The sequence below is a fragment of the Bradyrhizobium sp. AUGA SZCCT0222 genome (assembly GCF_018130205.1).
Taxonomy (GTDB): Bacteria; Pseudomonadota; Alphaproteobacteria; order Rhizobiales; family Xanthobacteraceae; genus Bradyrhizobium.
Genome location: NZ_JAFCLX010000026.1, coordinates 20,459 through 39,987 on the forward strand (window position 1 = coordinate 20,459; position 19,529 = coordinate 39,987).

General features: G+C 62.1%; 20 protein-coding genes. 13 read left to right on the top strand and 7 right to left on the bottom strand.

Annotated elements, in window-relative coordinates; translation table 11 throughout:
- Positions 1-54 precede the first annotated feature (54 nt).
- Positions 55-1,791 carry a methyl-accepting chemotaxis protein gene (locus JQ629_RS22105; RefSeq protein WP_502753234.1) on the top strand — a complete coding sequence of 579 codons (1,737 nt, stop codon included), beginning with the start codon at positions 55-57 and terminating at the stop codon, positions 1,789-1,791.
- Between the two features lie 122 nt (positions 1,792-1,913).
- Here JQ629_RS22105 and JQ629_RS22110 read toward each other — a convergent pair whose 3' ends face one another.
- A complete protein-coding gene (locus JQ629_RS22110; RefSeq protein ID WP_212266143.1) occupies positions 1,914-2,576 on the bottom strand; it encodes a peroxiredoxin in 663 nt (220 codons plus the stop codon).
- Positions 2,577-2,989: 413 nt separating this feature from the next.
- Between JQ629_RS22110 and JQ629_RS22115 the strand changes: the two genes are divergently transcribed.
- The 4 genes from JQ629_RS22115 (at position 2,990) to JQ629_RS22130 (ending at position 4,738) form a co-directional block, all read left to right on the top strand.
- Positions 2,990-3,568: a hypothetical protein gene (locus JQ629_RS22115; protein ID WP_212414441.1), complete on the top strand. Its 579-nt coding sequence runs from the start codon at positions 2,990-2,992 to the stop codon at positions 3,566-3,568.
- 378 nt (positions 3,569-3,946) lie between these two features.
- Positions 3,947-4,096, top strand: coding sequence for a hypothetical protein (locus JQ629_RS22120; protein ID WP_212414442.1), 150 nt, complete (start codon positions 3,947-3,949; stop codon positions 4,094-4,096).
- Positions 4,097-4,176: 80 nt separating this feature from the next.
- Positions 4,177-4,413 carry a hypothetical protein gene (locus JQ629_RS22125; protein WP_212414443.1) on the top strand — a complete coding sequence of 79 codons (237 nt, stop codon included), beginning with the start codon at positions 4,177-4,179 and terminating at the stop codon, positions 4,411-4,413.
- A 145-nt stretch (positions 4,414-4,558) separates the two neighbouring features.
- Positions 4,559-4,738, top strand: a complete 180-nt coding sequence (locus tag JQ629_RS22130) for a helix-turn-helix domain-containing protein (protein WP_192733787.1) — start codon at positions 4,559-4,561, stop codon at positions 4,736-4,738.
- Between the two features lie 916 nt (positions 4,739-5,654).
- Here JQ629_RS22130 and JQ629_RS22135 read toward each other — a convergent pair.
- The 3 genes from JQ629_RS22135 to JQ629_RS22145 all read right to left on the bottom strand — a co-directional run bounded on the left by JQ629_RS22135 (position 5,655) and on the right by JQ629_RS22145 (position 8,580).
- Positions 5,655-6,017, bottom strand: coding sequence for a response regulator transcription factor (locus tag JQ629_RS22135; protein ID WP_212414497.1), 363 nt, complete (start codon positions 6,015-6,017; stop codon positions 5,655-5,657).
- 149 nt (positions 6,018-6,166) lie between these two features.
- Entirely contained in the window at positions 6,167-6,832 is a 666-nt protein-coding gene (locus JQ629_RS22140; RefSeq protein ID WP_212414444.1) for a response regulator transcription factor, read from the bottom strand.
- Positions 6,829-8,580, bottom strand: coding sequence for a PAS domain-containing sensor histidine kinase (locus JQ629_RS22145; protein ID WP_212414445.1), 1,752 nt, complete (start codon positions 8,578-8,580; stop codon positions 6,829-6,831). The genes JQ629_RS22140 and JQ629_RS22145 overlap by 4 nt, the downstream gene beginning before the upstream one ends.
- Before the next feature lie 516 nt (positions 8,581-9,096).
- Here JQ629_RS22145 and JQ629_RS22150 point away from each other — a divergent pair.
- The 3 genes from JQ629_RS22150 to JQ629_RS22160 all read left to right on the top strand — a co-directional run bounded on the left by JQ629_RS22150 (position 9,097) and on the right by JQ629_RS22160 (position 10,516).
- Entirely contained in the window at positions 9,097-9,360 is a 264-nt protein-coding gene (locus tag JQ629_RS22150; protein ID WP_212414446.1) for a hypothetical protein, read from the top strand.
- Positions 9,361-9,525: 165 nt separating this feature from the next.
- On the top strand, positions 9,526-10,137 hold the full coding sequence (locus JQ629_RS22155) for a LabA-like NYN domain-containing protein (protein ID WP_212414447.1): 612 nt from the start codon (positions 9,526-9,528) through the stop codon (positions 10,135-10,137).
- Between the two features lie 160 nt (positions 10,138-10,297).
- Positions 10,298-10,516, top strand: a complete 219-nt coding sequence (locus JQ629_RS22160) for a hypothetical protein (protein WP_349631307.1) — start codon at positions 10,298-10,300, stop codon at positions 10,514-10,516.
- Here JQ629_RS22160 and JQ629_RS22165 read toward each other — a convergent pair.
- A complete protein-coding gene (locus tag JQ629_RS22165) occupies positions 10,494-11,351 on the bottom strand; it encodes a LysR family transcriptional regulator (RefSeq protein WP_212414448.1) in 858 nt (285 codons plus the stop codon). The genes JQ629_RS22160 and JQ629_RS22165 overlap by 23 nt on opposite strands.
- Before the next feature lie 93 nt (positions 11,352-11,444).
- Here JQ629_RS22165 and JQ629_RS22170 point away from each other — a divergent pair, with 93 nt between their 5' ends.
- From JQ629_RS22170 to JQ629_RS22190, 5 genes are all read left to right on the top strand, one after another.
- Positions 11,445-11,822 (top strand): tautomerase family protein, encoded by a 378-nt coding sequence (locus tag JQ629_RS22170; protein WP_212266152.1) that lies wholly within the window; start codon positions 11,445-11,447, stop codon positions 11,820-11,822.
- A 126-nt stretch (positions 11,823-11,948) separates the two neighbouring features.
- Positions 11,949-12,224, top strand: a complete 276-nt coding sequence (locus tag JQ629_RS22175) for a hypothetical protein (RefSeq protein ID WP_212414449.1) — start codon at positions 11,949-11,951, stop codon at positions 12,222-12,224.
- A gap of 90 nt (positions 12,225-12,314) precedes the next feature.
- Positions 12,315-12,755 carry a PPC domain-containing DNA-binding protein gene (locus JQ629_RS22180; protein ID WP_192733778.1) on the top strand — a complete coding sequence of 147 codons (441 nt, stop codon included), beginning with the start codon at positions 12,315-12,317 and terminating at the stop codon, positions 12,753-12,755.
- A gap of 142 nt (positions 12,756-12,897) precedes the next feature.
- The gene (locus JQ629_RS22185; RefSeq protein ID WP_212266157.1) at positions 12,898-13,407 is read left to right on the top strand and encodes a hypothetical protein; all 510 of its coding nucleotides are present in this window, start codon (positions 12,898-12,900) and stop codon (positions 13,405-13,407) included.
- Between the two features lie 93 nt (positions 13,408-13,500).
- Positions 13,501-16,215, top strand: coding sequence for a bifunctional diguanylate cyclase/phosphodiesterase (locus tag JQ629_RS22190; RefSeq protein ID WP_212414450.1), 2,715 nt, complete (start codon positions 13,501-13,503; stop codon positions 16,213-16,215).
- A 16-nt stretch (positions 16,216-16,231) separates the two neighbouring features.
- On the opposite strand, the gene JQ629_RS22195 is transcribed toward JQ629_RS22190, so the two are convergent.
- Both JQ629_RS22195 and JQ629_RS22200 read right to left on the bottom strand, forming a co-directional pair.
- Complete coding sequence (locus JQ629_RS22195) at positions 16,232-18,685, bottom strand: hybrid sensor histidine kinase/response regulator (RefSeq protein ID WP_249135208.1); 2,454 nt, start codon at positions 18,683-18,685, stop codon at positions 16,232-16,234.
- A 67-nt stretch (positions 18,686-18,752) separates the two neighbouring features.
- On the bottom strand, positions 18,753-19,520 hold the full coding sequence (locus tag JQ629_RS22200) for a thermonuclease family protein (RefSeq protein ID WP_212414452.1): 768 nt from the start codon (positions 19,518-19,520) through the stop codon (positions 18,753-18,755).
- Positions 19,521-19,529 lie beyond the last annotated feature (9 nt).

The window sequence follows — 19,529 nt, forward strand, 5'->3', positions numbered from 1 at the left end:
TGCGATCGTAAGCAAGAACCGTCAAATTGAGCCCGATTTTGGGGAAAATTGCACATGTCCATGCCGTCGTTTGGAAAACTCCTGCCGTCGCTGAAACTTCGTCTTGGCACCAAGGCAGTCATTTCGGCCGTCCTCCTGATCGCGGTGAATACCGCGCTGGTTGTAGGCGCGGCCTATTGGTCGCTCAACTCTGAGTTCGGTGACCGGGCGCTTCGCGACATCGAGGTCAATCTGCGCACGCTGGCGCTGTCCTTTGCCGAGACCTATCCCGACGCCAAGATCACGCTGAAAGACGGCATGGTCGCCAAGGCCGAAGCGGCGAAGATGCCCGAATTCAAGGACCACGCGATCGTCGATCGCTCGGTCGGCTATGTCGGCGGCAACGCGACGCTGTTCGTCTATGACGAGGCCAGCAACCAGTTCGTCCGCCGCTCCACCAACGTGAAGAAGGAAAATGGCGACCGCGCCGTCGGCACCCAGCTTGCACCTGACCATCCCGGACAACCGATCCTGCGTCGCGGCGAGGCCTATAAGGGGCCGGCCACGCTGTTCGGCAAGACGTTCATGACGGCCTATTACCCGATTGCGAATTCGACCGGAAAGGTCATCGGCGTTCTCTATGTCGGCATTCCGATGGCGCAGTTCGAGACCATGCTGTCGCATGCCATTCAGAACATGGCGATCGCAGCGGCCATTGCAGCGCTTCTGGTGATGTTGCTGACGATGCTGATCGTGCGCCGCGTGACCAAGCCGCTGATCTCGGTCACGGCCTCGCTCACCGCCATCGCCAACGGCAACAGTGACGTCGAGATCGATTGCGACGAGCGCATGGACGAGATCGGCGAGATCGCGCGCACGGTTGCGGTGTTCAAGAACAACTCGCTCGAGCGCCGCCGGCTTCGCGACGAACAGACCGCGGCCGCTTCTGCAGCCGTCGAACAGCGCAAGGCCGAATTGCGCGGGTTCGTCGACGAGTTCCAGACCAGCGTCGGCGGTATCCTCGACAAGGTGCTGAATTCCTCGGGTGAATTCGAGCGCGTGGCCAAGCAACTCACCGAGACCGCGCGGACCACCGCCGGGCTTTCGGGCCAGTCGGCGGGCGCGTCGGAGACCGCCTCCGAGCATGTCCGCACCGCAGCAATTGCTTCCGATGAACTTTCCAACTCGATTGCCGAGATCACCCGCCGCGTCCAGGAATCGAACGGGATCGCGGCCGACGCCGTCAAGCAGGCCGCGGCCACCGACCAGCGCATCAATGAGCTGTCGGAGGCGGGCGCGCGGATCGGCGACGTGGTGAAGCTGATCACCTCGATCGCCGAGCAGACCAATCTTCTGGCACTCAACGCGACCATCGAGGCCGCCCGCGCCGGCGATGCCGGCCGCGGGTTTGCCGTGGTGGCCCAGGAGGTCAAGAGCCTCGCCGGCCAGACCGCCAAGGCCACTGAGGAGATCTCGAGTCAGATCGGCAGCATGCAGCTTGCCACCGAAGAGTCGGTCAGCGCGATCAAGGCGATTGGCCAGACCATCGAGCGCATCAGCGATATCGCGACCTCGATTTCGGCCGCGGTCGAACAACAGCGCGGTGCGACGGCCAACATCGCCCAGAGCGTCCGGGCCGCCGCGAGCGGGACCGCCGACGTCGCCGTCAACATCCGCAACGCTGCTCAGGGCGCGGGCGAGACCGGCGAGACTTCCAACCGCATGTTTGCCTCGGCGCAGGCGCTGTCGGGCGAGAGCCTGCATCTGAAGGCCGAGGTCGAGAAGTTCCTGGCCCGCGTTCGCGCGGCCTGATCGCAAGTACAAGACGCTGTCATTCCGGGGCGCGAAGCGAACCTCAGGTGCGCAATTGCGCACCGGGGAATCTCGAGATTCCGGGTTCGATGCTGCGCATCGCCCCGGAATGACGTGTCGAGTTACTGTTTCGGCTGCGGCACGATCCGGATGTACGGCTTCGGCGACTTCCAGCCCTGCGGATAGATCGTCTTGGCCTCGTCGTCGGTGACCGAGCCTGCGATGATGACGTCTTCGCCCTGTTTCCAGTCGGCCGGGGTCGCGACCCGATGCTTGGCCGTCATCTGCAGGGAATCGATCACGCGCAAAATTTCCTGGAAATTGCGGCCCGTGGTCATCGGATAAACCAGCACCAGCTTGATCTTCTTGTCCGGTCCGATGATGAAGACGTTGCGCACGGTCTGGTTATCGGCAGCGGTCCGCGTTGCGGCATCCCCCGAGGTGGAGGCGGGGAGCATGTCGTAGAGTTTTGAGACGTTGAAATCGGTGTCGCCGATCATCGGATAGTTCGGCGCCGCGCCTTGCGTCTCCTTGATGTCCTCGGACCATTTCGAATGCTTGTCGACGGGATCGACGCTGAGCCCCATCAGCTTGACGCCGCGCTTGTCGAATTCAGGCTTCAACTTTGCGAGAGCGCCGAGTTCGGTGGTGCAAACCGGGGTGAAATCCTTCGGATGCGAGAATAACAGCGCCCAATTTGAGCCGATCCAGTCGTGGAATTTGAGTTTGCCCTCGGTGGTCTGGGCTTCGAAGTCCGGGGCGACTGCGCCAATCTGGAGTGCCATGGTACACCTCATCTTATTCAAGTTGCAGGAGAATTTCTGTTAATCTGTATAAGCCCTAGCAGGGTGGAAGTGAACCTCCCGCCAAAAAAGGCGAGATCCTTCTCCGCGAATAGGGAACTCCTAGCACCTTCTTTCGATCTGCGCCCCTGCGACGAAAAATCCACAGCGGCGGTAATCGCCCGGATCGCCCCGATATCGCCTTTTATGGTCCGCAAGACCCCGGTCCCGGTTGCCCGGGGCGTTCATCGGTCGTTCAACCGAACCGTGACATCAGTCACAGCGACTAATTGGAGTCACAGCGACTAAATGGCAACCATCTAAAAATCTCGGAATGCAAGTTCCGAATCGTTAACCACTCGTTTACGCCAGCGTCGCAATGCTGGACCAGAAAAAGAAATTGAGAAGTGCAAGCTATGTCTGCCCCTAGTACTACCAAATCCATTGAAGCGTTCGCCGTTCTCCAGCCTTCGTGCCGCAAGACCGCTGCCCACGCGCTCACCATCGTGCGCGACGGCGTCATCACCGGCGAGGGCCCGACCACCAAGGGCCGTATCCATTTTTCCCGCGCGCTCGATGCCGATGATGCCGCCTGGTGCGCCCGCATCCTGACCGCGACCGCCGTCGAGCATCAGCCGGTCAGCCGCGCCGAAGCCGAGGCGCTGTTCGAAATCAGCGACGCTGCCGCCGAGCGCAGCGACGATGGTCGTTTCGACGATCTGCTGGCCAAGGCGATCGCCCATCATGCAGCGTCCGAATCCGGACTGCCCGTGCCGCCGCGCACGATTGCCCTGTCGCCGGACACCGACATCGAAAGCTGGGCCCCGGCCAAGGCCGTCAACATCGACACCAAGGTGCTGGAGTGGATTGCCGCCCAGATGCGCGGCAAGCGCCGCTCCAACCACGCGCTGGCGGCGATGGTCGCGACCCTGGTCGGCGCCGCCGCACTGCCGCTCGCGCAGCTGCCGGGCATGCTGGACATGGGGATGATGTAACGTCATTCTCGCATCGTTGAATTCAAAGCGGCGGGGATTTCCCCGCCGTTTTTGTTTGATGGGGCAGGGTGGCTACTAAATCGTCATTGCGAGCCAACGGGTCGCGCGAATGCGCGCCCGAATGACAGGCTCCGCGAAGCAATCCATCGCACCACGCAAAGATATGGATTGCCTCGTCGCAAGTGCTCCCTTGCGCAAAAACTTTGCGTTTGTCGCAGGCAATGACGGCACGGCGAACACAGCTCGACATTCTCGCGGGACGTTGTGCCCAAGCCGTTGCCCGGGCCGCCGCTTTCCGGTCTGACCTCGAACGGGCATTGCACCACATCGCGAGCCACAGGCCTTTAATTCCCGATCCGGCACCCCATATAGAGTCCCATGGCACAATGGAAAGCATCTGTCGCGCGGCAACCACCGAAGACCAAGGCGGAACTGCGGGAGATGCTGACCGCCGCGGTCCGCAACACGCAGCCCGGTGCTGACAAAAAGCCGAAACGCTCCCCGAAGGTCGAGAACGAGCAGCCCTGACGGGCCGCCCGACGATATATCCGCGGCAGTTGCGGTCGATCCGAACAGCTTGGCCTGACAAGTTTCACAGGGAATAGCGTATGCGGCTGGTTGCCAAACCCACCGAACAAGAGATCATCGAGGGGCCGCAAGCGGTATCCTTTCAGATCGCGAACGGGAACGCGCGGCAGCGCTGCCTTCTGCAAACCGATCTTCCGACGCAGGCGCTGGCCCACAAATATCTGCTCACCAATTGGCCCGTTATCGAACGCAGGGCGCGCGAGGCTCTCGCGACCGGAGTCCTTGACGATGGTCAAATCAAACTGGCCATGGTCTAGAATCTTGTTTTGACGCGTTTTCTACGCAGATAAGTCTACGCAATCTGCGTAAGCTTGATTGCTATGCGAACCGGTGTCCACTTCGCTCGAAAACGCTATAGTTCGTTCAACAATCAATGTCGGTTTTGGTCTACAGGAAATAGTCATGCTCAAGGATCGCGAGAATATCCTGAATGCGCTTCGCGAGAAGCCGCTTAAGGTCTACGAGATCATGAAACGCGCCAATCTTCCGAATGAGGAAGCCTGCCAGTCGCTGCTTCTGAAAATGCGCGACGAAGGTCTGGTGAAATTCGACATTCACAAGGGACGCTGGCTTGCCGGATGATGGCGGCTCGCCGGATGATGGCGCGGCGCGGACGACAAGTCGCCGCGCCGAAAATCGATGTCGGCTCGAATCTGGATCGCGGCTAATCCTGGCCGCGTGTGTCTCGAATGTCCCGCAAGAGCCAGGCGAGCACAAGAACCGAAGGCGTCCAGGCGAGTAGTGCTCCGATCAACATCGCTTGCGCGCTTGTCATGATGGCTCCTCCGCTTACTCTATCGACAATTCCAGCTCAACGGTTTCGGCTCATCTACGTCCGAGAGACGGTCTGCAGTCCCCGACCTGCCGCATCGCTGGATTATTTTTGGTTTGCGACAGACGGCTCGGGGCATTTGTAGAGCCATCTCCAGTAGGCCTTGTTACGATCCCGCTGACGCTTGCAGTGCTCGCGGCACCTGGACGAGCAGAATTGCCCGAAGCGCCAGCTGAAACGGACCAGCCCGAAGGGGCGGTCGCAGTTCGGATTGTCGCAACGATTTGTCATGATGCGGCCTCCGCGTTCGTTCGCAGGATCAGGCGAATGAATTTTTCCTGGCCTTGGCCGAGGCAAGAACGTCCGCAGTAACGTTCACGCGCCGGATTTCGCAGACATACTATCTTGGGTTCTTCACTGTCGCATTCGGAACAGCGTGGGCCTGTACGCATGGCGACCTCCTCCTGAGGAATTGCCATTCACTGATCGTGGTGTACTGGTTGTCGTGCCGTCGGATTTACCGGAGGGCGACGATGCCTCACTCTCGTTCCGTCCCGCCTCATATTCAACTTGTCTAGATGGTTGATCGGCTTATCCCTAGGTATGACCGGCTCGAAACCGTCATTTCGGTGGGATGGAATTGTTGTTTTGGCCCTGTCGCCGGACCGATCGGAATAGCGGCGCCAGATGCCGTGCTAACCCAATCGGATCGGGTCATCTGCTTTTTTACGCGCCGTGCCCGCGCAGCGCGACGTCGAGGCAGTTGATCAACGCCTCTCCCGTGAAGGGTTTGGTGAGAAAGCAGCTCGCACCGGCCTTCAGCGCTTGCATGCGCGCGCTCTCGGTCGCGAAAGCGGTGATGAAAATGAATGGCAGCCGGTATCCGTCGGCAACCAAGTGAGCTTGCAGCTCGAGACCGCTCATGACCGGCATTTGAATATCTGCGATCACGCACGAGGTGTCATGCAGATGAGGCGACCGCAGGAACGCCCCGGCCGATTCAAAGGTGTGAACGACGTATCCAAGCGTTCGCACGAGATTGTAGGTCGCGGTGCGAACGGAGCCGTCATCGTCAATGATTGAAATCACGGGTGGGTTGGCCAAAGCGGTGCTTCCTGACGTGCCGGCAGAATGCCTCTTGCTGCAAGCCGCTTGAGGGCAGAGTGCGTCGCAAATCAGGGGCGGAAAATCATACTTAGGTTTGCAGGACGGGGGGTGGATCGCTCAACGACCCGCCGCTATTGCGGCGGCGCCGGGCGCTGTATTTCGAGCGCCTGGGCCATCTTCACCAGGTCGGCCAGCGATTTCGCGGCCATTTTTCTCATGATGTTTCCGCGGTGTATCTTCACGGTGATCTCGGCAATGCCGATTTCGGCCGCGATCTGTTTGTTCATGAGCCCGGTCGTGACCAGCGCCATCACCTCGCGCTCCCGGGCAGTCAAGGTCGCGAACAGCGCGTGCAGGTCGGAGCGGATCTTTGCTTCATTCCGGCTGTTTCGATCGCGTTCGATGGCCGCCGTCACGGCATCCAGCATGTCCTGATCGCGGAACGGCTTGGTCAAAAAGTCGACAGCCCCGGCCTTCATGGCCCTGACCGTCATCGGGATATCACCGTGGCCCGTCATGAAGACGATGGGAATGTGAATGCCTGCCTTGGCAAGGTCGGCCTGAAAGTCGAGGCCGCTCAGCCGAGGCAACCTGATGTCAAGGATCAGGCAGCTCGGAACGTCCGGCAGCTTGCTCTGCAGAAATTCAGCGCCCGAACCGAACACTTCGACCCGCAAGCCCACCGAGCGGAAAAGATTCCGGAGCGCTTCACGCACCGACAGGTCATCGTCGACAACATAGACGATCGGCTCGTCCGGGCCGCCAACGTTGCGAGGCGAGTTTGAGCGGCCGGTCACGGCGTATGGTCCTCTTGATGCATCGGCAGGCTGAACTGTAACGTCGCGCCGGGCCCGACATTGATGGAGGCCGACAGTCGCCCGCCATGGGACTCGACGATTGATCGGCAGATCGACAGGCCCATGCCCATGCCGTCGGATTTGGTGGTGAAGAAGGGGGCGAACAGTCGGTCAGCATTTTGAACGGCCAATCCGATACCGGAGTCTGTCACCGTGACCAGAATCTCGTGGGCGTCCTCGTGCGTCCGGATCGCCAGCTTGCGCGGTCGGTCGGTGACCGGTTGCATCGCCTCAATGGCGTTGATGACGAGATTGAGGATGACCTGCTGCAGCTGAATCCGATCGCCGAGGACCGGGCCGAGAGCGGGAGCGAGTTCCTTTCGCAGCACGATCCGGTGGCTGAACAGTTCGCGGTGCAGCAAGGTGACGACCTCATTGACGACCGCATTGATGTCGAGAGGCGCTTTCTGATCGGCGGTCTTGCTTACCAGGCCGCGGACGCGCTGGATCACTTCGCCCGCCCGGTTGCCGTCATCGACAATCGAGGCCAGAGCGCTGCGCGCTTCCTGCAGTTCGGGAGTATCGCGGTCGAGCCAACGCAGGGCGGCCGAGGCGTTGGCGACGACGGCGGCCAGCGGCTGGTTCACTTCATGGGCAATCGACGCGGCCAGCTCCCCGAGCGCCGTCACGCGCGTGACATGCGCCAGTTCAGCCTGTGCCTCGTGCAGTTTCTCCTCCGCTCGCCTTCGTGCGGTGACGTCCGTCACCGCGCCGACAAATTCGATGCCACCAGATGCATCGGTTACGGCATGCGCCGCTGCATGGACATATTTGACCGAGCCGCCCGGCATCAGCAATCGATATTCGTGATCGAAATCCCTGCCGTCGCGGGACGCCCGGTCGATGGTCTGTTGCGCGCCCGCTCGATCGTCGGGATGAATGCATTGAACGACCGTGTCGAGTGAGACAGAAGGTGCCTTTTCAACGCCGAATATCCTGAAGGTTTCGTCCGACCAGATGATTTCGCCGGTGGCGACGCGCCAGCCGAAGCTGCCGGTGTGGCTCAATCGCTGTGCTTCGGCCAGGTAGTTCCCACTCTGCCGCAAGGCGTTTTCTGCCTCCTTGCGCTCGGTGATGTCCTCGCATGCGATCAGGACGATCAGCCGGTTATCCTGCCGTCGGACGGCTTTCGCGTTTTCACGAACCCACAGCGCCGAACCGTCCTTGCGGACCTTTCGGATCTCCCAACTGTGCGTTTGCCCGATATGCGCCAGACAGATTTCAACGCTTTTTCGCACCGTGTCCCGGTCGGCTTCAAAGAAGACCCCGAGCACCGGTTGTCCCCGCAATTCGCTGACGAGATAGCCGAGCTGGGCGGCGCCAAAACTGTTGACCGACAGGACGATGCCATCGGCATCGACCATGAAGTACATGACGGGGTTGTGCTCGAAGACCTCCTTCCACTGCGCCTCGCTCTCGCGCAGGGCTTCTATCGCGCGTTGTTCAGCGCTTGCCCGGCTCTCAAGCGCGGCTTCCATTTGCCTGCGGGTGCTGCCTACCAGGTGCATCACGATCAATGAGGCGAGAAACAGGGCGAAAAGCAGCACGACGGCAATCAGATAGTCGGCAACCTCCGGGGCGGGACCGAGCACGAGCCAGATGCAAGCCGCCGTCAACGATGCCAAAGCCATGCCGCCGAGCAGCGATTGCTCGGCCGAGCGCCGGGATTTCAGTATCTGGTTACGCATGGCATTGGGCCGTCCGGCCCCGCGCCGCGTCGTCAGGTGATCATCACCATCGACGGCAACACGTGGCCCCACGAATGAGCCGCATCCTAGCAGCTTTTCCAGGCCCGGAGGTATGGTGCATCGCGATACGCAGGTGGCTCAGAGCGCTTGACGGTCGCGGCCGTTCGTCGCGCCTGCAAGCCCCGGTTGACGATCGCGGAACGCGCAATGTCGACAACTGGATATCGCTGCGGGAGGAGGTGGCACTCCTGGTCCCTCGCAAGGCTCGGGCGGCTGATCCTAAACTTAAGTATGCTCCTCTCACCCAAATGTAACGTGCATATCAACCTCCGTTCAATGGTTCGGCGAGTCTCGGCGACTAGGCTGGCGCGATAGCCGAGCGGCAGCAGGTATCTCGCGCCATCGCTCTTGCTGATTGAACGTTGAACCTCGGCGCCGCTGTCCGGGATAGCCGCATTGTAAACATCGCTTGCGTAACGACCGCCGTCTCGTGCCGCCACAAATTCGGGGATTGAGATGCCAAAGCCAAGCCTGCAATTGATCCACTGCTCGAACGATATTCGACCGGGTGCAAAACGCCGGCAGGACAGCACCAGCTTCCAACCATACGTTATTCTTGGAGGCGCGCGATCCGTGCCGGGCGAGCGTTCATGGGAGGCCGCGCTTGATCTGGTCGATTTTGGCGTTTTGGTTTGCTATGAAAACTATCTTGCCTTCCTTCAGGCGAGTGCGGCCATTCTCGGCGGCTCCAAGTGGACTAATCATGAAAAGACCCGCTAGATTGACAAGGCACGCCCGAACCACGCGTGGTGCATCGACGATCCCTTGCTCCGGGGCGTCAACGCCACCCGCGTCGGCCAGCTACGGTGTCCTTCAACTTGTCCGCAGAGCCGAAGCTGGTCACTCTGCTGAGCTGCGCATCTCAAATTGGGGGGCTGGTGCCTGATGTTATCGTCCGACAGGATCGCGCTGTTTATTGATGGCGCCAATCTCTACTCGACCTGCAGAGCGCTTGGTTTCGACGTCGATTACAAGCGTCTGCTCAAGGAATTCCAGAGCCGCGGTACGCTGCTGCGGGCGTTCTATTTCACGACCATTATCGAGGATCAGGAATACACATCGGTCCGCCCCCTTATCGATTGGCTCGACTATAACGGCTACACCGTCGTCACCAAGCTCACCAAGGAGTTCATCGACCCCAGCGGCCGTCGCAAGGTGAAGGGCAGCATGAATATCGAGCTCGCCGTCCATGCGATGGAGCTTGCCGATCATGTCGACCGGATGTTTCTGTTCTCGGGCGACGGCGACTTCCGCTCGCTGCTGGAAGCGGTGCAGCGCCGCGGTGTCCACGCGACCGTCATCTCTACCATTGTCAGCCAGCCGCCGATGGTGGCGGACGACCTGCGGCGTCAGGCGGACGCCTTCATCGATCTTGCCGAATTGAAGCCAATGCTCGGGCGTGATCCGTCGGAACGGCCGGCGGCACGTGAGATACGCCAGCAATCGTCGCAAATCCCGTCGCACGCGACGATCAATGGAAATGACCTCAGGTCATGATGCCTTCGGGATGTCGTCCCGCTCATCCGTGCTGTGTTTGTTCCAACGACGAATCCCCGCGCGCAAAAGGGATTCGCGTACCGTCAAGAATTGACGGGATCGCGTCCCGATGCATCATTGTGCGATGTTCGGTTTCTTCAAAGGTTGCCGCCTGGCCCGCATGAGCAGCGGGCGCTTTTGCCTGGTGCGGGATCTCGGCCTGGTCAAGGGCGGCAAGGGCATGCGGCACCATGAGGTGGTGATCGCCTTCAGCGCCCGCGAGCTGCTGAAGTGGCTGCGCCAGCCGTCGGCGAAGCCGCTTGAGCCGGACGCGAGTTCGCGAGCCAGCGTCTTGCCCCATGAACCAGAGGCGTTGGCTAACCTCGGACCACGCTCCTGAAGGCAGCCGAAAGCGCGGCAAGCGCATCGCGCGGCCGGCCGTCCTTGACCCTGGAGTGCAGCAAGACCGGCAAGCGCGGCAGATCGGGAAGCCCGAGCCTGGGCCCGACCTCAACGGCGCCGAATGGAAGCATGCGCGGCGCCAATGCAGCAACGCCGAGCCCGGCCATGACGGCGGCTGCGACCGCCGCAACGCCGCCGCCGACGAAGATTTCCGTCCAGGGCACGTTCGCCGCATCGAGCAGCCGCCCGGCCATCGCACGCACGCCGCAGGGCTCGGCCATCGTGGCAAGCGGCAAGGGCTCGCCCGCGCGGTACTGCCAGCCAGGTGCTGCGAACCAGCCGAATTTCTCTTCGGTTATCACTTCCCCGTCGTCCCGCCCGGCCTCGAGGCGGACGATCACCGTGTCGAGCTCGCGCCGGTCGAAGCTTTGCAGCAGGTCGCCCGACGACCCGATCCGGATTTCGATCAACAGCTGCGGGTCTTGCGCGTTCATGCGTGCGATCAGCGCCGGGAGCTCCGGCCCCGCAACATGGTCGCTGATGCCGATGGTGAGTCGCTGCCGGGCACCGGCAAATACGGTGAGCGCGCGATCGTGCACCGCCAGCAGTTCGCGGGCGTGTTCGAGAAAGGCCGCGCCCTGCGCCGAAAGCTGAACGTAACGGGGCGTCCGCTCGATGAGCCGGCAGCCGAACCTCTCTTCGAGCCGCTTCAGCTTCAGGCTGACCGCGGCCTGCGTCGTCCGCATGGCCTCAGCCGCGCGCGTGAAGCTGCCAAGTTCGGCGATGCGGACGAAAGCCAGGACGGCATCCAGGTCGAGGGGGCGTTCGGTCATTTCCAGTGATTATAGCTGATATCAGTATCCATAGCATATCAAAATAGTCGGATGGCGTTTAGCTAGGTCAGGACAAAATGGAAAGGATCAGCTGTGCCGCTGCTTCACATCTCACTGCGCGCCGGAAAGCCGGCAGCCTACCGTCAGGCGATTCTCGACAGCCTTTATCGCGCGATGCGCGAAGCGTTGAACGTGCCCGAAGACGACCAGTTCATGACCATCACGGAGCATGACGCAGCGAACTTCCGCTACGGCACCGCCTTTGGCATCGTCCGGAGTGACGATCTCGTGTTTATCCAGATCACCGTGTTCGACACCCGCACCGCGGAACAGAAGAAGGCGCTGTTCCGGCGGATCGCGGATTTGCTTGGCGAGCGCCCCGGCATACGGCCGGAGGACGTGTTCGTGAACGTGCTCGACGCCGCGAAGGAGAATTGGTCCGTCGGCCACGGGCTCGCGCAATTCGCGTGAGCAGAGGATCGTTAGTCAGCTCGGAACCGACTCGTATGCAGACGGAACCCATTCGCATGCAGATCTTTGATCGGTAGGGTCGGAAACATTACCGCTCCCGGCCGTTCTCCATGGAAGGAGATTGCCATGAGCACCTTCAGAGAGAAAGCAGAGGCGCAGACCGAGCAGGTGATTGGACAGATGCTCGGCGATGAGTTGCTGGTGAGAGAAGGCCAGTCGCGGTTGCGGAAAGCGGAGAGTGAGGCTGTACCCTCTGAGGATCGGGCCAAAGTTCGAGACGAGGGTGCGGATCAGGGCATCGTCCGCGATGAGCGCGGACAGGAGCAGCCAAAGGACAAGGCGCGCGCCCAGCAGGTGAGCCGCGTGGACAAGGGCGGCGATCCGCCCGGCAAGAAGGCCTAGGCGCTCGCTCGCCGATGAGGCGAAACACGCGGTGTGAATAGCCGCATACGCAATCCGTCCCGTGCAGCGGACCGAATGCAGGATATTGAGATGAAAACCAAGCTTGTTTCCGACGACCCCGGCGGGCGGATCCACGTCGTCATCCTGGATTCCGGAGAGGAGGCGTTCACAGCGCTGACGCGATTTGCGAACGAGACGAAAATTGAAGCGGCGTCCGTGACGGCGATCGGGGCGTTCGAGAAGGCAACCGTCGGCTGGTTCGATTTCACCTCGAAGACCTACAAGAAGATCGAAGTGGCCGAGCAATGCGAAGTGTTGAGCGCGATGGGCGACGTTGCCGTTGGGGACGACGGCAAAGCCAGCCTTCACATTCATATCGTGCTTGGATTGTCCGACGGTTCGACGCGGGGCGGGCACTTGATCGCGGGCACGGTCAGGCCGACACTCGAGATCGTCCTGACCGAAGTCCCGACCCGGCTGCGGCGCAAGAAGCGGGCCGACCTCGGCATTGCCCTCATCGATATCGGCTGATCGGCGCTTCGGTGGTATAACGCAAGCCGTCACAAATATTTGCCGCCGGACCCAGGCCGTAAGCAAACGTTTAGCCGAGGCCTATAAAATACCGGTGATCACGTCCTGTGTTAACCACCGGTTAATCATGCGCCTCCAGCCGATGAGCTCCGACAAGTCTTGGCGTTCGATCAAGGCGCAATGGAAGAAGGACGCTGAAAGCGTCGGCGAAGACTTTTCCACGTTTTCGAACGGAAGCTACGCGGCGTTCGACGCCCTGACCAAGGACGGCGACAACCCGACGCTGTATTGCCTTTCGGACGGCGAGAAGATTCACGCGGCCTGTCAGGTCAGCCGCCTGATGATGAGCAAATTCCCGACCCCGATCCTGCGCGCGCGCTTTGTCGTGGTCTCGCCGCTCTATGAACTCGGGGTCGCTACCGCGGGCCAATACGCGCAGACCATGGTCGCCCTGTTCTCCGGGATCGTTTGGTTGTCGCGCGACACGCTGTCGGCGGGTCATGTCCGGTTCTTCCTCAAGAGCCCCGGCGATGCGCAGTTCTTCGCGGCGCTGCAGGTCGTGACCGAGCTTTCGCCATTCTCGGCATTCGCGATCGACGGGGCCTTGATCGAGTGCAGTTTGAAAGAGGCGGAAGTTCCGGAAATGGCCTGATCCGGGCGCACGCTTTAACCCCGCAATAACTGATTTTGCTAACGCCCTCTTGGGTTGTCTTCCCGTACAAAAGCGACCGTGGGGGCAGGCAAAATGCCGGGTAGTGCATCGGATAGCGTCATCGCGGGGAGCCTGCGGCGGTCGATCGCCGGCGTGCTGTCCCGGATGCGCCTGGGCGTGGTGCAGTGGCTCATTCTGTGCGCCGCGGCGATGGTGATCGCGATCATGCTCGGCACCGGCTATTTCGCGCTGCAATTCCGCGAGCGGGCGCTGGAAGTCGCCGAGCGCGAACTCAACAATACCGCGCTGCTGCTGTCGCGTCATTTCGACCAGCAGCTCAGCGATCTCCAGCACGTGCACGACGACGTCCTCAACTATATCCGGGCAGATGGGGTCAACACACCAGACGAATTCGAAAGGAAAATGTCGACCTTGAGCGCGCATGAGATGGTGCGTGCAAGGCTTGCGGCGTTACCGCATGTCGGCGCCCTGAACCTGTTCAACGCCAAGGGCTGGCTGATCAACACTTCCCATATGTGGCCGGTGGGGGACGTGAACATTTCCGACCGGCGCTATTTCCAGGAATTCACGTCGGGAAAGCCGACGCCCGACGTGATCGTCGAACCGGTCGTCAGCAAGGTCACCAAAGTCTGGACCACGGTGTTCGCGCGCAAGATCGTCGGCCGCGATGGCGAGATCATCGGCTTTGCCAGCCGCGGCGTCGAGCCGTCGCATTTCGAGGATTTTGTCGCGTCGCTGGCGCTGGACAACGACACCGCGATTTCGATGATCCACCGTGACGGCACCATCATCGCCCGCTATCCGAAAGACCCAAAGGTGCTCGGCGTGAACGTCGCCAAGTCGCCGTCGTTTCAGCGGGCGCTCGCGCTGAACGGCAACATCTCGGGACGCTTCACCAGCTCGTCGCAGAATGAGGACAAGGTCGGTGCGGTCCGCTCGCTGATGCATTTTCCGATCCTGATCGTTGCGACCACCAAGACTGAGACCGCGCTGGCCGACTGGCGGGCGCAGACCAAGCTGCAGCTGTGCGCGGCGGCGCTCGCGATCATCGTCGTTGTCGTCATGATCTTCCTGATCGTGCGCCAGTTGCGCAGCCAGCATGCGGCAGCCCAGTACAAGCTGTCGGAAAAGACCCAGCATCTGGACACCGCCATCAACAACATGACCCAGGGTCTGCTGTTGTTCGACGCTTCGGCCCGCCTCGTCGTCTGCAACCAGCAATATATCGACATGTTCGGCATGTCACCGGATGTCGCCAGGCCCGGTTGCCATCTTCGCGATCTGGTGCTGCATCGCCAGGAGCAGGGAAGCTTTGTCGGCGACGTCGACGCCTATTGCGCAAGATTTCTCAACCCCACGGACGACGGCGCTCGGATCACCGAGACGACGACGCCTGACGGACGCACGATCCAGCTGATCTACCAGCGCTCGCCCGATGGCGGCTGGGCGACCACGCTGGAAGACGTGACGGAGAGGCGGCGCGTCCAGGCGAAGATCCAGCATCTGGCGCATTACGACGCGCTGACCAATCTGCCGAACCGAACGCTGTTCCAGCGCCATGCCGAGGCGCTGCTCGGAGGATCCGAAGCCGCGCAATTCGCAATCCTCTACATCGATATCGACGAGTTCAAGCGCATCAACGATTCGCTCGGGCATCTGATCGGCGACGAATTCCTCAAGGGCGTCGCGGATCGCCTGCGCCAGTCGGTCGGGCCCGAAGACTTCATCGCCCGTCTCGGTGGCGATGAGTTCGCCGTCGTTCAGCGTAACGTCACGTGTGATAATGACGTCAGCATTCTGGTCGCGCGGATTTACGATCGGCTGCGCACGCCGTTCGATTGCAACGGCCATCGCCTCTCCAGCGACGCCAGCATCGGCGTCGCAGTCGCGCCGCGTCACGGCTCCGATCTGTTTGCGCTGCTGAAGAGCGCTGATCTGGCGATGTATGCGGCGAAGGCGGCGGGCCGCCGGACCTATCGCTTCTTCGAACCGACCATGGAAAAGCAGGCCAACCATCGCCGCGAGCTCGAGAGCGATATGCGCGCGGCGCTGGTCGATGGCGGGTTCGAACTGCACTACCAGCCGCTGGTCGATTTGCGCAACGACGAGGTCAGGGGGTGCGAAGCGCTGCTGCGCTGGCGGCATCCGCTGCGCGGCATGGTTTCGCCCGCCGATTTCATTCCCGTGGCCGAGGAGACCGGCCTGATCGAGGAGATCGGACAGTGGGTGCTGCGGACCGCCTGCGCCGAAGCGACCACCTGGCCCGCGCATGTGCGCGTCGCCGTCAACGTCTCGCCGGTCCAGTTCCGCTCGCAGTCGCTGTCACTGAAGGTCGCCGCCGTACTCGCCGACACCGGGCTCGATCCGCGCCGGCTGGAGCTTGAGATCACCGAGGCGGTCTTGATCGCGGACGATGACGCCGCGCTCGTTGCGCTGAACCAGCTCCGCGCGCTCGGGGTTCACATCGCGCTCGACGATTTCGGAACCGGCTATTCCTCGCTGCAATATCTGCAACGCTTCCCGTTCGACAAGATCAAGATCGACCGCAGCTTCGTCAAGGAAGTCACCTGCAATTCGAGTTCGGCCTCCATCATCAAGGCGGTGGTGAGCATCGCTGCCGACCGCAACATGATCACGACGGCCGAAGGCGTCGAGACCTTGCAGCAGCGCGAAACCGTGCAGAATCTGGGCTGCACCCAGATGCAGGGATACCTGTTCAGCGCGGCGCGCCCGGCGCAGGAAATCCGCGCGCTGCTGGCCGCGTGCCCGGCCGCGGATGCGGCGTAACGGCTGCCGACCGCCGCTACAGCCGCGCGTCTGAAATCGCCTTCCGCAGGATGCGCGACAGCGACTCGACCGAATAGGGTTTCTGGATCAGCTCGAAGCCGCGATGGGCGTTTTCCGCCAGCACGTTGCTGTAACCGCTGGTCAGCACCACAGGCAGGCCCGGATAACGTTCGCGAATGACGCCGGCGAGCTCGACCCCGTTCATGCCGGGCATGATGACGTCGGAGAATACCAGATCGGCGGCAAACTCGTCCTCGGCCAGGATCGCCAGCGCGGTGTCGGCATTGTCGGCGCGGCGCACCATGTAGCCGAGGTCCTCCAGCAGCTCGGTGGAGAACTGTCCGACATCGTCATTGTCCTCGACCACGAGAACGCGGTAGCCGCGTCCGCGCGGGCCGGGCTCCTGGCCTGCGGCCGCGGCTTCCGCCGCCTGCGTCGGCACCGCGGCCTGCGGCAGGTAGATGGTGAAGGTCGCGCCCTGTCCGGGCTCGCTGATAACAGCGATATCGCCGCCGGATTGCTTGGCAAAGCCGAAGGCCTGGCTGAGGCCGAGCCCGGTTCCCTTGCCGACTTCCTTGGTGGTGAAGAACGGTTCGAAGATCGCCTCGATGTGCTCGGGGGTGATACCGAGGCCGGTGTCGGTCATGGCGATGGCGACGAAGTCGCCGCTGCGCGCGCTCTGGGCACGCAGGGCAGGGATGGAATGAGCCTTCCTGACGCTTATCGCGAGCCGGCCTTCGCCCTCCATGGCGTCGCGAGCGTTGACCGCGAGATTGATCAGCGCGGTCTCGAACTGCGCGATGTCGGCAATCGCGAAGCAGTCGGGCGCGGAAATATCGACCTCGATCCTGATTCGGGGGCCGACAAGCGGACGAACCAGCTGGGCGACGGCTTCGACCTGGGCGCCGACATCGAACACCTGGGGCTTGAGCGGCTGCCGGCGGGCAAACGCCAGCAATTGCGCGGTCAGTTTCGAGGCGCGTTCCACGGTATCGGAAATCGCATCGATGTAACGCCGGCGCCGCTCATCCGGCAGGTCGCGGCGGCGCAGAAAATCGGTGGCCGAGCGGATGATGGTCAGGAGATTGTTGAAATCGTGCGCGACGCCGCCGGTCAATTGGCCGACCGCTTCCATCTTCTGCGACTGCCGCAGCGCTTCCTCGCCCTTGCGGCGCTCGGTGATATCGATGGCTTCCGGAACCGCACCGATGACCGCGCCGTGCTGGTCGCGCAAGGGGCGCATCGCGAAGTCGAAATAGCGCTCGCCGACCGGCAGATGCAGCCGCATCTCGGTCTTCACCTCGTCGCCTCCCATGACCGCGACGAAGGCATTGCGGACGGCGTCAGGCATGCCCTCGGTGGCGCCAAACCACGGCGTTTCCCAGAACGGCTTGCCAATGACGTCGGCGGCGTCGGCGCGAATGCCGTCCAGCGCCGTCTTGTTGGCGTAGAGCACATCGCCATGTGGATTGAGCAGCGCCTGGTACTGATGGCTGGTCTCGAAAATCGCGCGCATCTGGGCTTCGTTGGATTCCAGTTGCGCCGTCCGCTCGGTAATCCGCAGTTCCAGGGTTTCGTTCAGCCTCCGCAGATCGCTTTCGGCCTGCTTGGCGGCGGTGATGTCGTGGGCGACGCCGATGAAGCCGATGTGGTTTCCGGTCGGGTCCCAGCGCGGCTGGGATTCCGACCTCAGCCAGCGCCATTCGCCGTCGGCGCGCTTGTAGCGGGCCTCCAGCACGAACGGCTTCAGTGAGGCCTCGCCGGCGACCGATTCCTGCAGGATACGCGGCAGATCGTCCGGATGCAGCACCTTGCGCCAGTCGAACCCGATCGCCTGCTCGAACGGCAATCCTAGGAAATCGACATAGGCCTGGTTGGCGAAAGAGCGCGTGCGGTCGAGCTTGGTGACCCAGATCGGGACGGGGGCGCTGTCGGCGATCAGGCGGAAGCGCTCCTCGCTTTCGCGCAGCGTTTCCTGGGCCAGCATTTGACCTGACACGTCGAGATCGGCGCCGACCAGGCGCAGCGCGCGACCGTCGCGGCCGCGCTCGATCTTGGCAACGACACGGATCCATCTGATGTCGCCATCATTCGGCCGGATGATGCGGTATTCGGCCGAATAGTCCTGGCTCTCGCTCCGCAGCACGCCGAACAGATGTTTGATCGTCCGCTCGCGATCTTCGGGGTGGATTCGGCTGACCCAGTCCCCATAGGTCTCGCTGGCCGCCTCAGGCGGCAGCCCGTGAACGAGGAGGTATTCCGGAGAGCGGTGGTTCTTGACGCCGTCGCGAAAATCGATTTCGAGGCCGCCGACACGGGCTATTCGCTGGATCCGCGCCAGCTCCGCCTCGCGTTCCTGCAGCGCGCGATGAGCCCGGTCGCGCTCGCGCGCGATTTCTTCGAGATGTTGACGCAGCCTTTCCGCAGCGGCTGCTTCAGGAAGTGGGTTGGAATGATCAGGAGGAGTCATACGCGCCCGCAAGCCTCTTGCGGCACTCTCACACAAGAGGCGCAAGGTTTGCCAGCATCATTTGCTTTCATTTGCTCTTGGCGGGGGGCCGGCAATTATAGGCTCTGCGGAACCCGCTGGCCTGGGCGTCCTCTTCGGAACAGAACCACCGGTCCGGATTGGTCAGTCCCGGATAGCTGCGGCAGGCCTGCAGATGATAGATGCCGAGATTGCCGGTGACGCGGGCGCGGACCGCGAACTTGCCCTTGATGTTGCAGCCGGACGGCATCACGAAATCCTCGGGGAATAGCGCCTCGCGAATCTGGCGGTCGCGGTCGGCGCGGCATGCGGCGCCGAGCAGCGTGCCGTCCTTCTGGCCGCGGCGGAAATCTTGCGGCGCTGCGAAACAGCCTTTCCAAAGTCCCTGACGGTCGTCTTTGGCGCGGGCCTCGTCGGTCTTGAAACGCCCGGTTGCAGAGGCGTCGATATTCAGGGCGAAGCCCTGGCGGACCAGCAACTGGCTGAGGCTGGTGGGGTCGCCGCCCTCGATCTTGCACACGCCGAGGCGCCGCTTCTTGAAAGTGGGATCGGCGCCGAGATCGTCGCAGCGGACCTGGCGGCCACCGATCAGCTTGACCAGTTGATCGCGCGCCTCGATGCCGCAGGCCCAGCTGTCGGCGTGTTCGTCGATGCAGAGCTGATCGAACGCCGGGGCGTCGATCCCGTCGAGCCGGTAGGTAACGTTGCCCAGTTGAAGCGTGCCGCCATCCCTGACGGTCGCCGTGGCGGCCCAAGCCTGAGATACGGGGGGAGATGTCGCGAGCAGCATCGCGACAAAGAAAATCAGGAATCGCATTGTCTCACT

Bases quoted from the DNA above. Each gene is read 5' to 3' on its own strand.
- JQ629_RS22150 (WP_212414446.1), top strand. From the start codon at position 9,097: ATGCCAAAGCCAAGCCTGCAATTGATCCACTGCTCGAACGATATTCGA.
- JQ629_RS22200 (WP_212414452.1), bottom strand. From the start codon at position 19,520: ATGCGATTCCTGATTTTCTTTGTCGCGATGCTGCTCGCGACATCTCCC.
- JQ629_RS22110 (WP_212266143.1), bottom strand. From the start codon at position 2,576: ATGGCACTCCAGATTGGCGCAGTCGCCCCGGACTTCGAAGCCCAGACC.
- JQ629_RS22145 (WP_212414445.1), bottom strand. From the start codon at position 8,580: ATGCGTAACCAGATACTGAAATCCCGGCGCTCGGCCGAGCAATCGCTG.
- JQ629_RS22180 (WP_192733778.1), top strand. From the start codon at position 12,315: ATGAAAACCAAGCTTGTTTCCGACGACCCCGGCGGGCGGATCCACGTC.
- JQ629_RS22185 (WP_212266157.1), top strand. From the start codon at position 12,898: ATGAGCTCCGACAAGTCTTGGCGTTCGATCAAGGCGCAATGGAAGAAG.
- JQ629_RS22155 (WP_212414447.1), top strand. From the start codon at position 9,526: ATGTTATCGTCCGACAGGATCGCGCTGTTTATTGATGGCGCCAATCTC.
- JQ629_RS22175 (WP_212414449.1), top strand. From the start codon at position 11,949: ATGAGCACCTTCAGAGAGAAAGCAGAGGCGCAGACCGAGCAGGTGATT.
- JQ629_RS22190 (WP_212414450.1), top strand. From the start codon at position 13,501: ATGCCGGGTAGTGCATCGGATAGCGTCATCGCGGGGAGCCTGCGGCGG.
- JQ629_RS22105 (WP_502753234.1), top strand. From the start codon at position 55: ATGTCCATGCCGTCGTTTGGAAAACTCCTGCCGTCGCTGAAACTTCGT.
- JQ629_RS22120 (WP_212414442.1), top strand. From the start codon at position 3,947: ATGGCACAATGGAAAGCATCTGTCGCGCGGCAACCACCGAAGACCAAG.
- JQ629_RS22125 (WP_212414443.1), top strand. From the start codon at position 4,177: ATGCGGCTGGTTGCCAAACCCACCGAACAAGAGATCATCGAGGGGCCG.
- JQ629_RS22195 (WP_249135208.1), bottom strand. From the start codon at position 18,685: ATGACTCCTCCTGATCATTCCAACCCACTTCCTGAAGCAGCCGCTGCG.
- JQ629_RS22115 (WP_212414441.1), top strand. From the start codon at position 2,990: ATGTCTGCCCCTAGTACTACCAAATCCATTGAAGCGTTCGCCGTTCTC.
- JQ629_RS22160 (WP_349631307.1), top strand. From the start codon at position 10,298: ATGAGCAGCGGGCGCTTTTGCCTGGTGCGGGATCTCGGCCTGGTCAAG.
- JQ629_RS22165 (WP_212414448.1), bottom strand. From the start codon at position 11,351: ATGACCGAACGCCCCCTCGACCTGGATGCCGTCCTGGCTTTCGTCCGC.
- JQ629_RS22130 (WP_192733787.1), top strand. From the start codon at position 4,559: ATGCTCAAGGATCGCGAGAATATCCTGAATGCGCTTCGCGAGAAGCCG.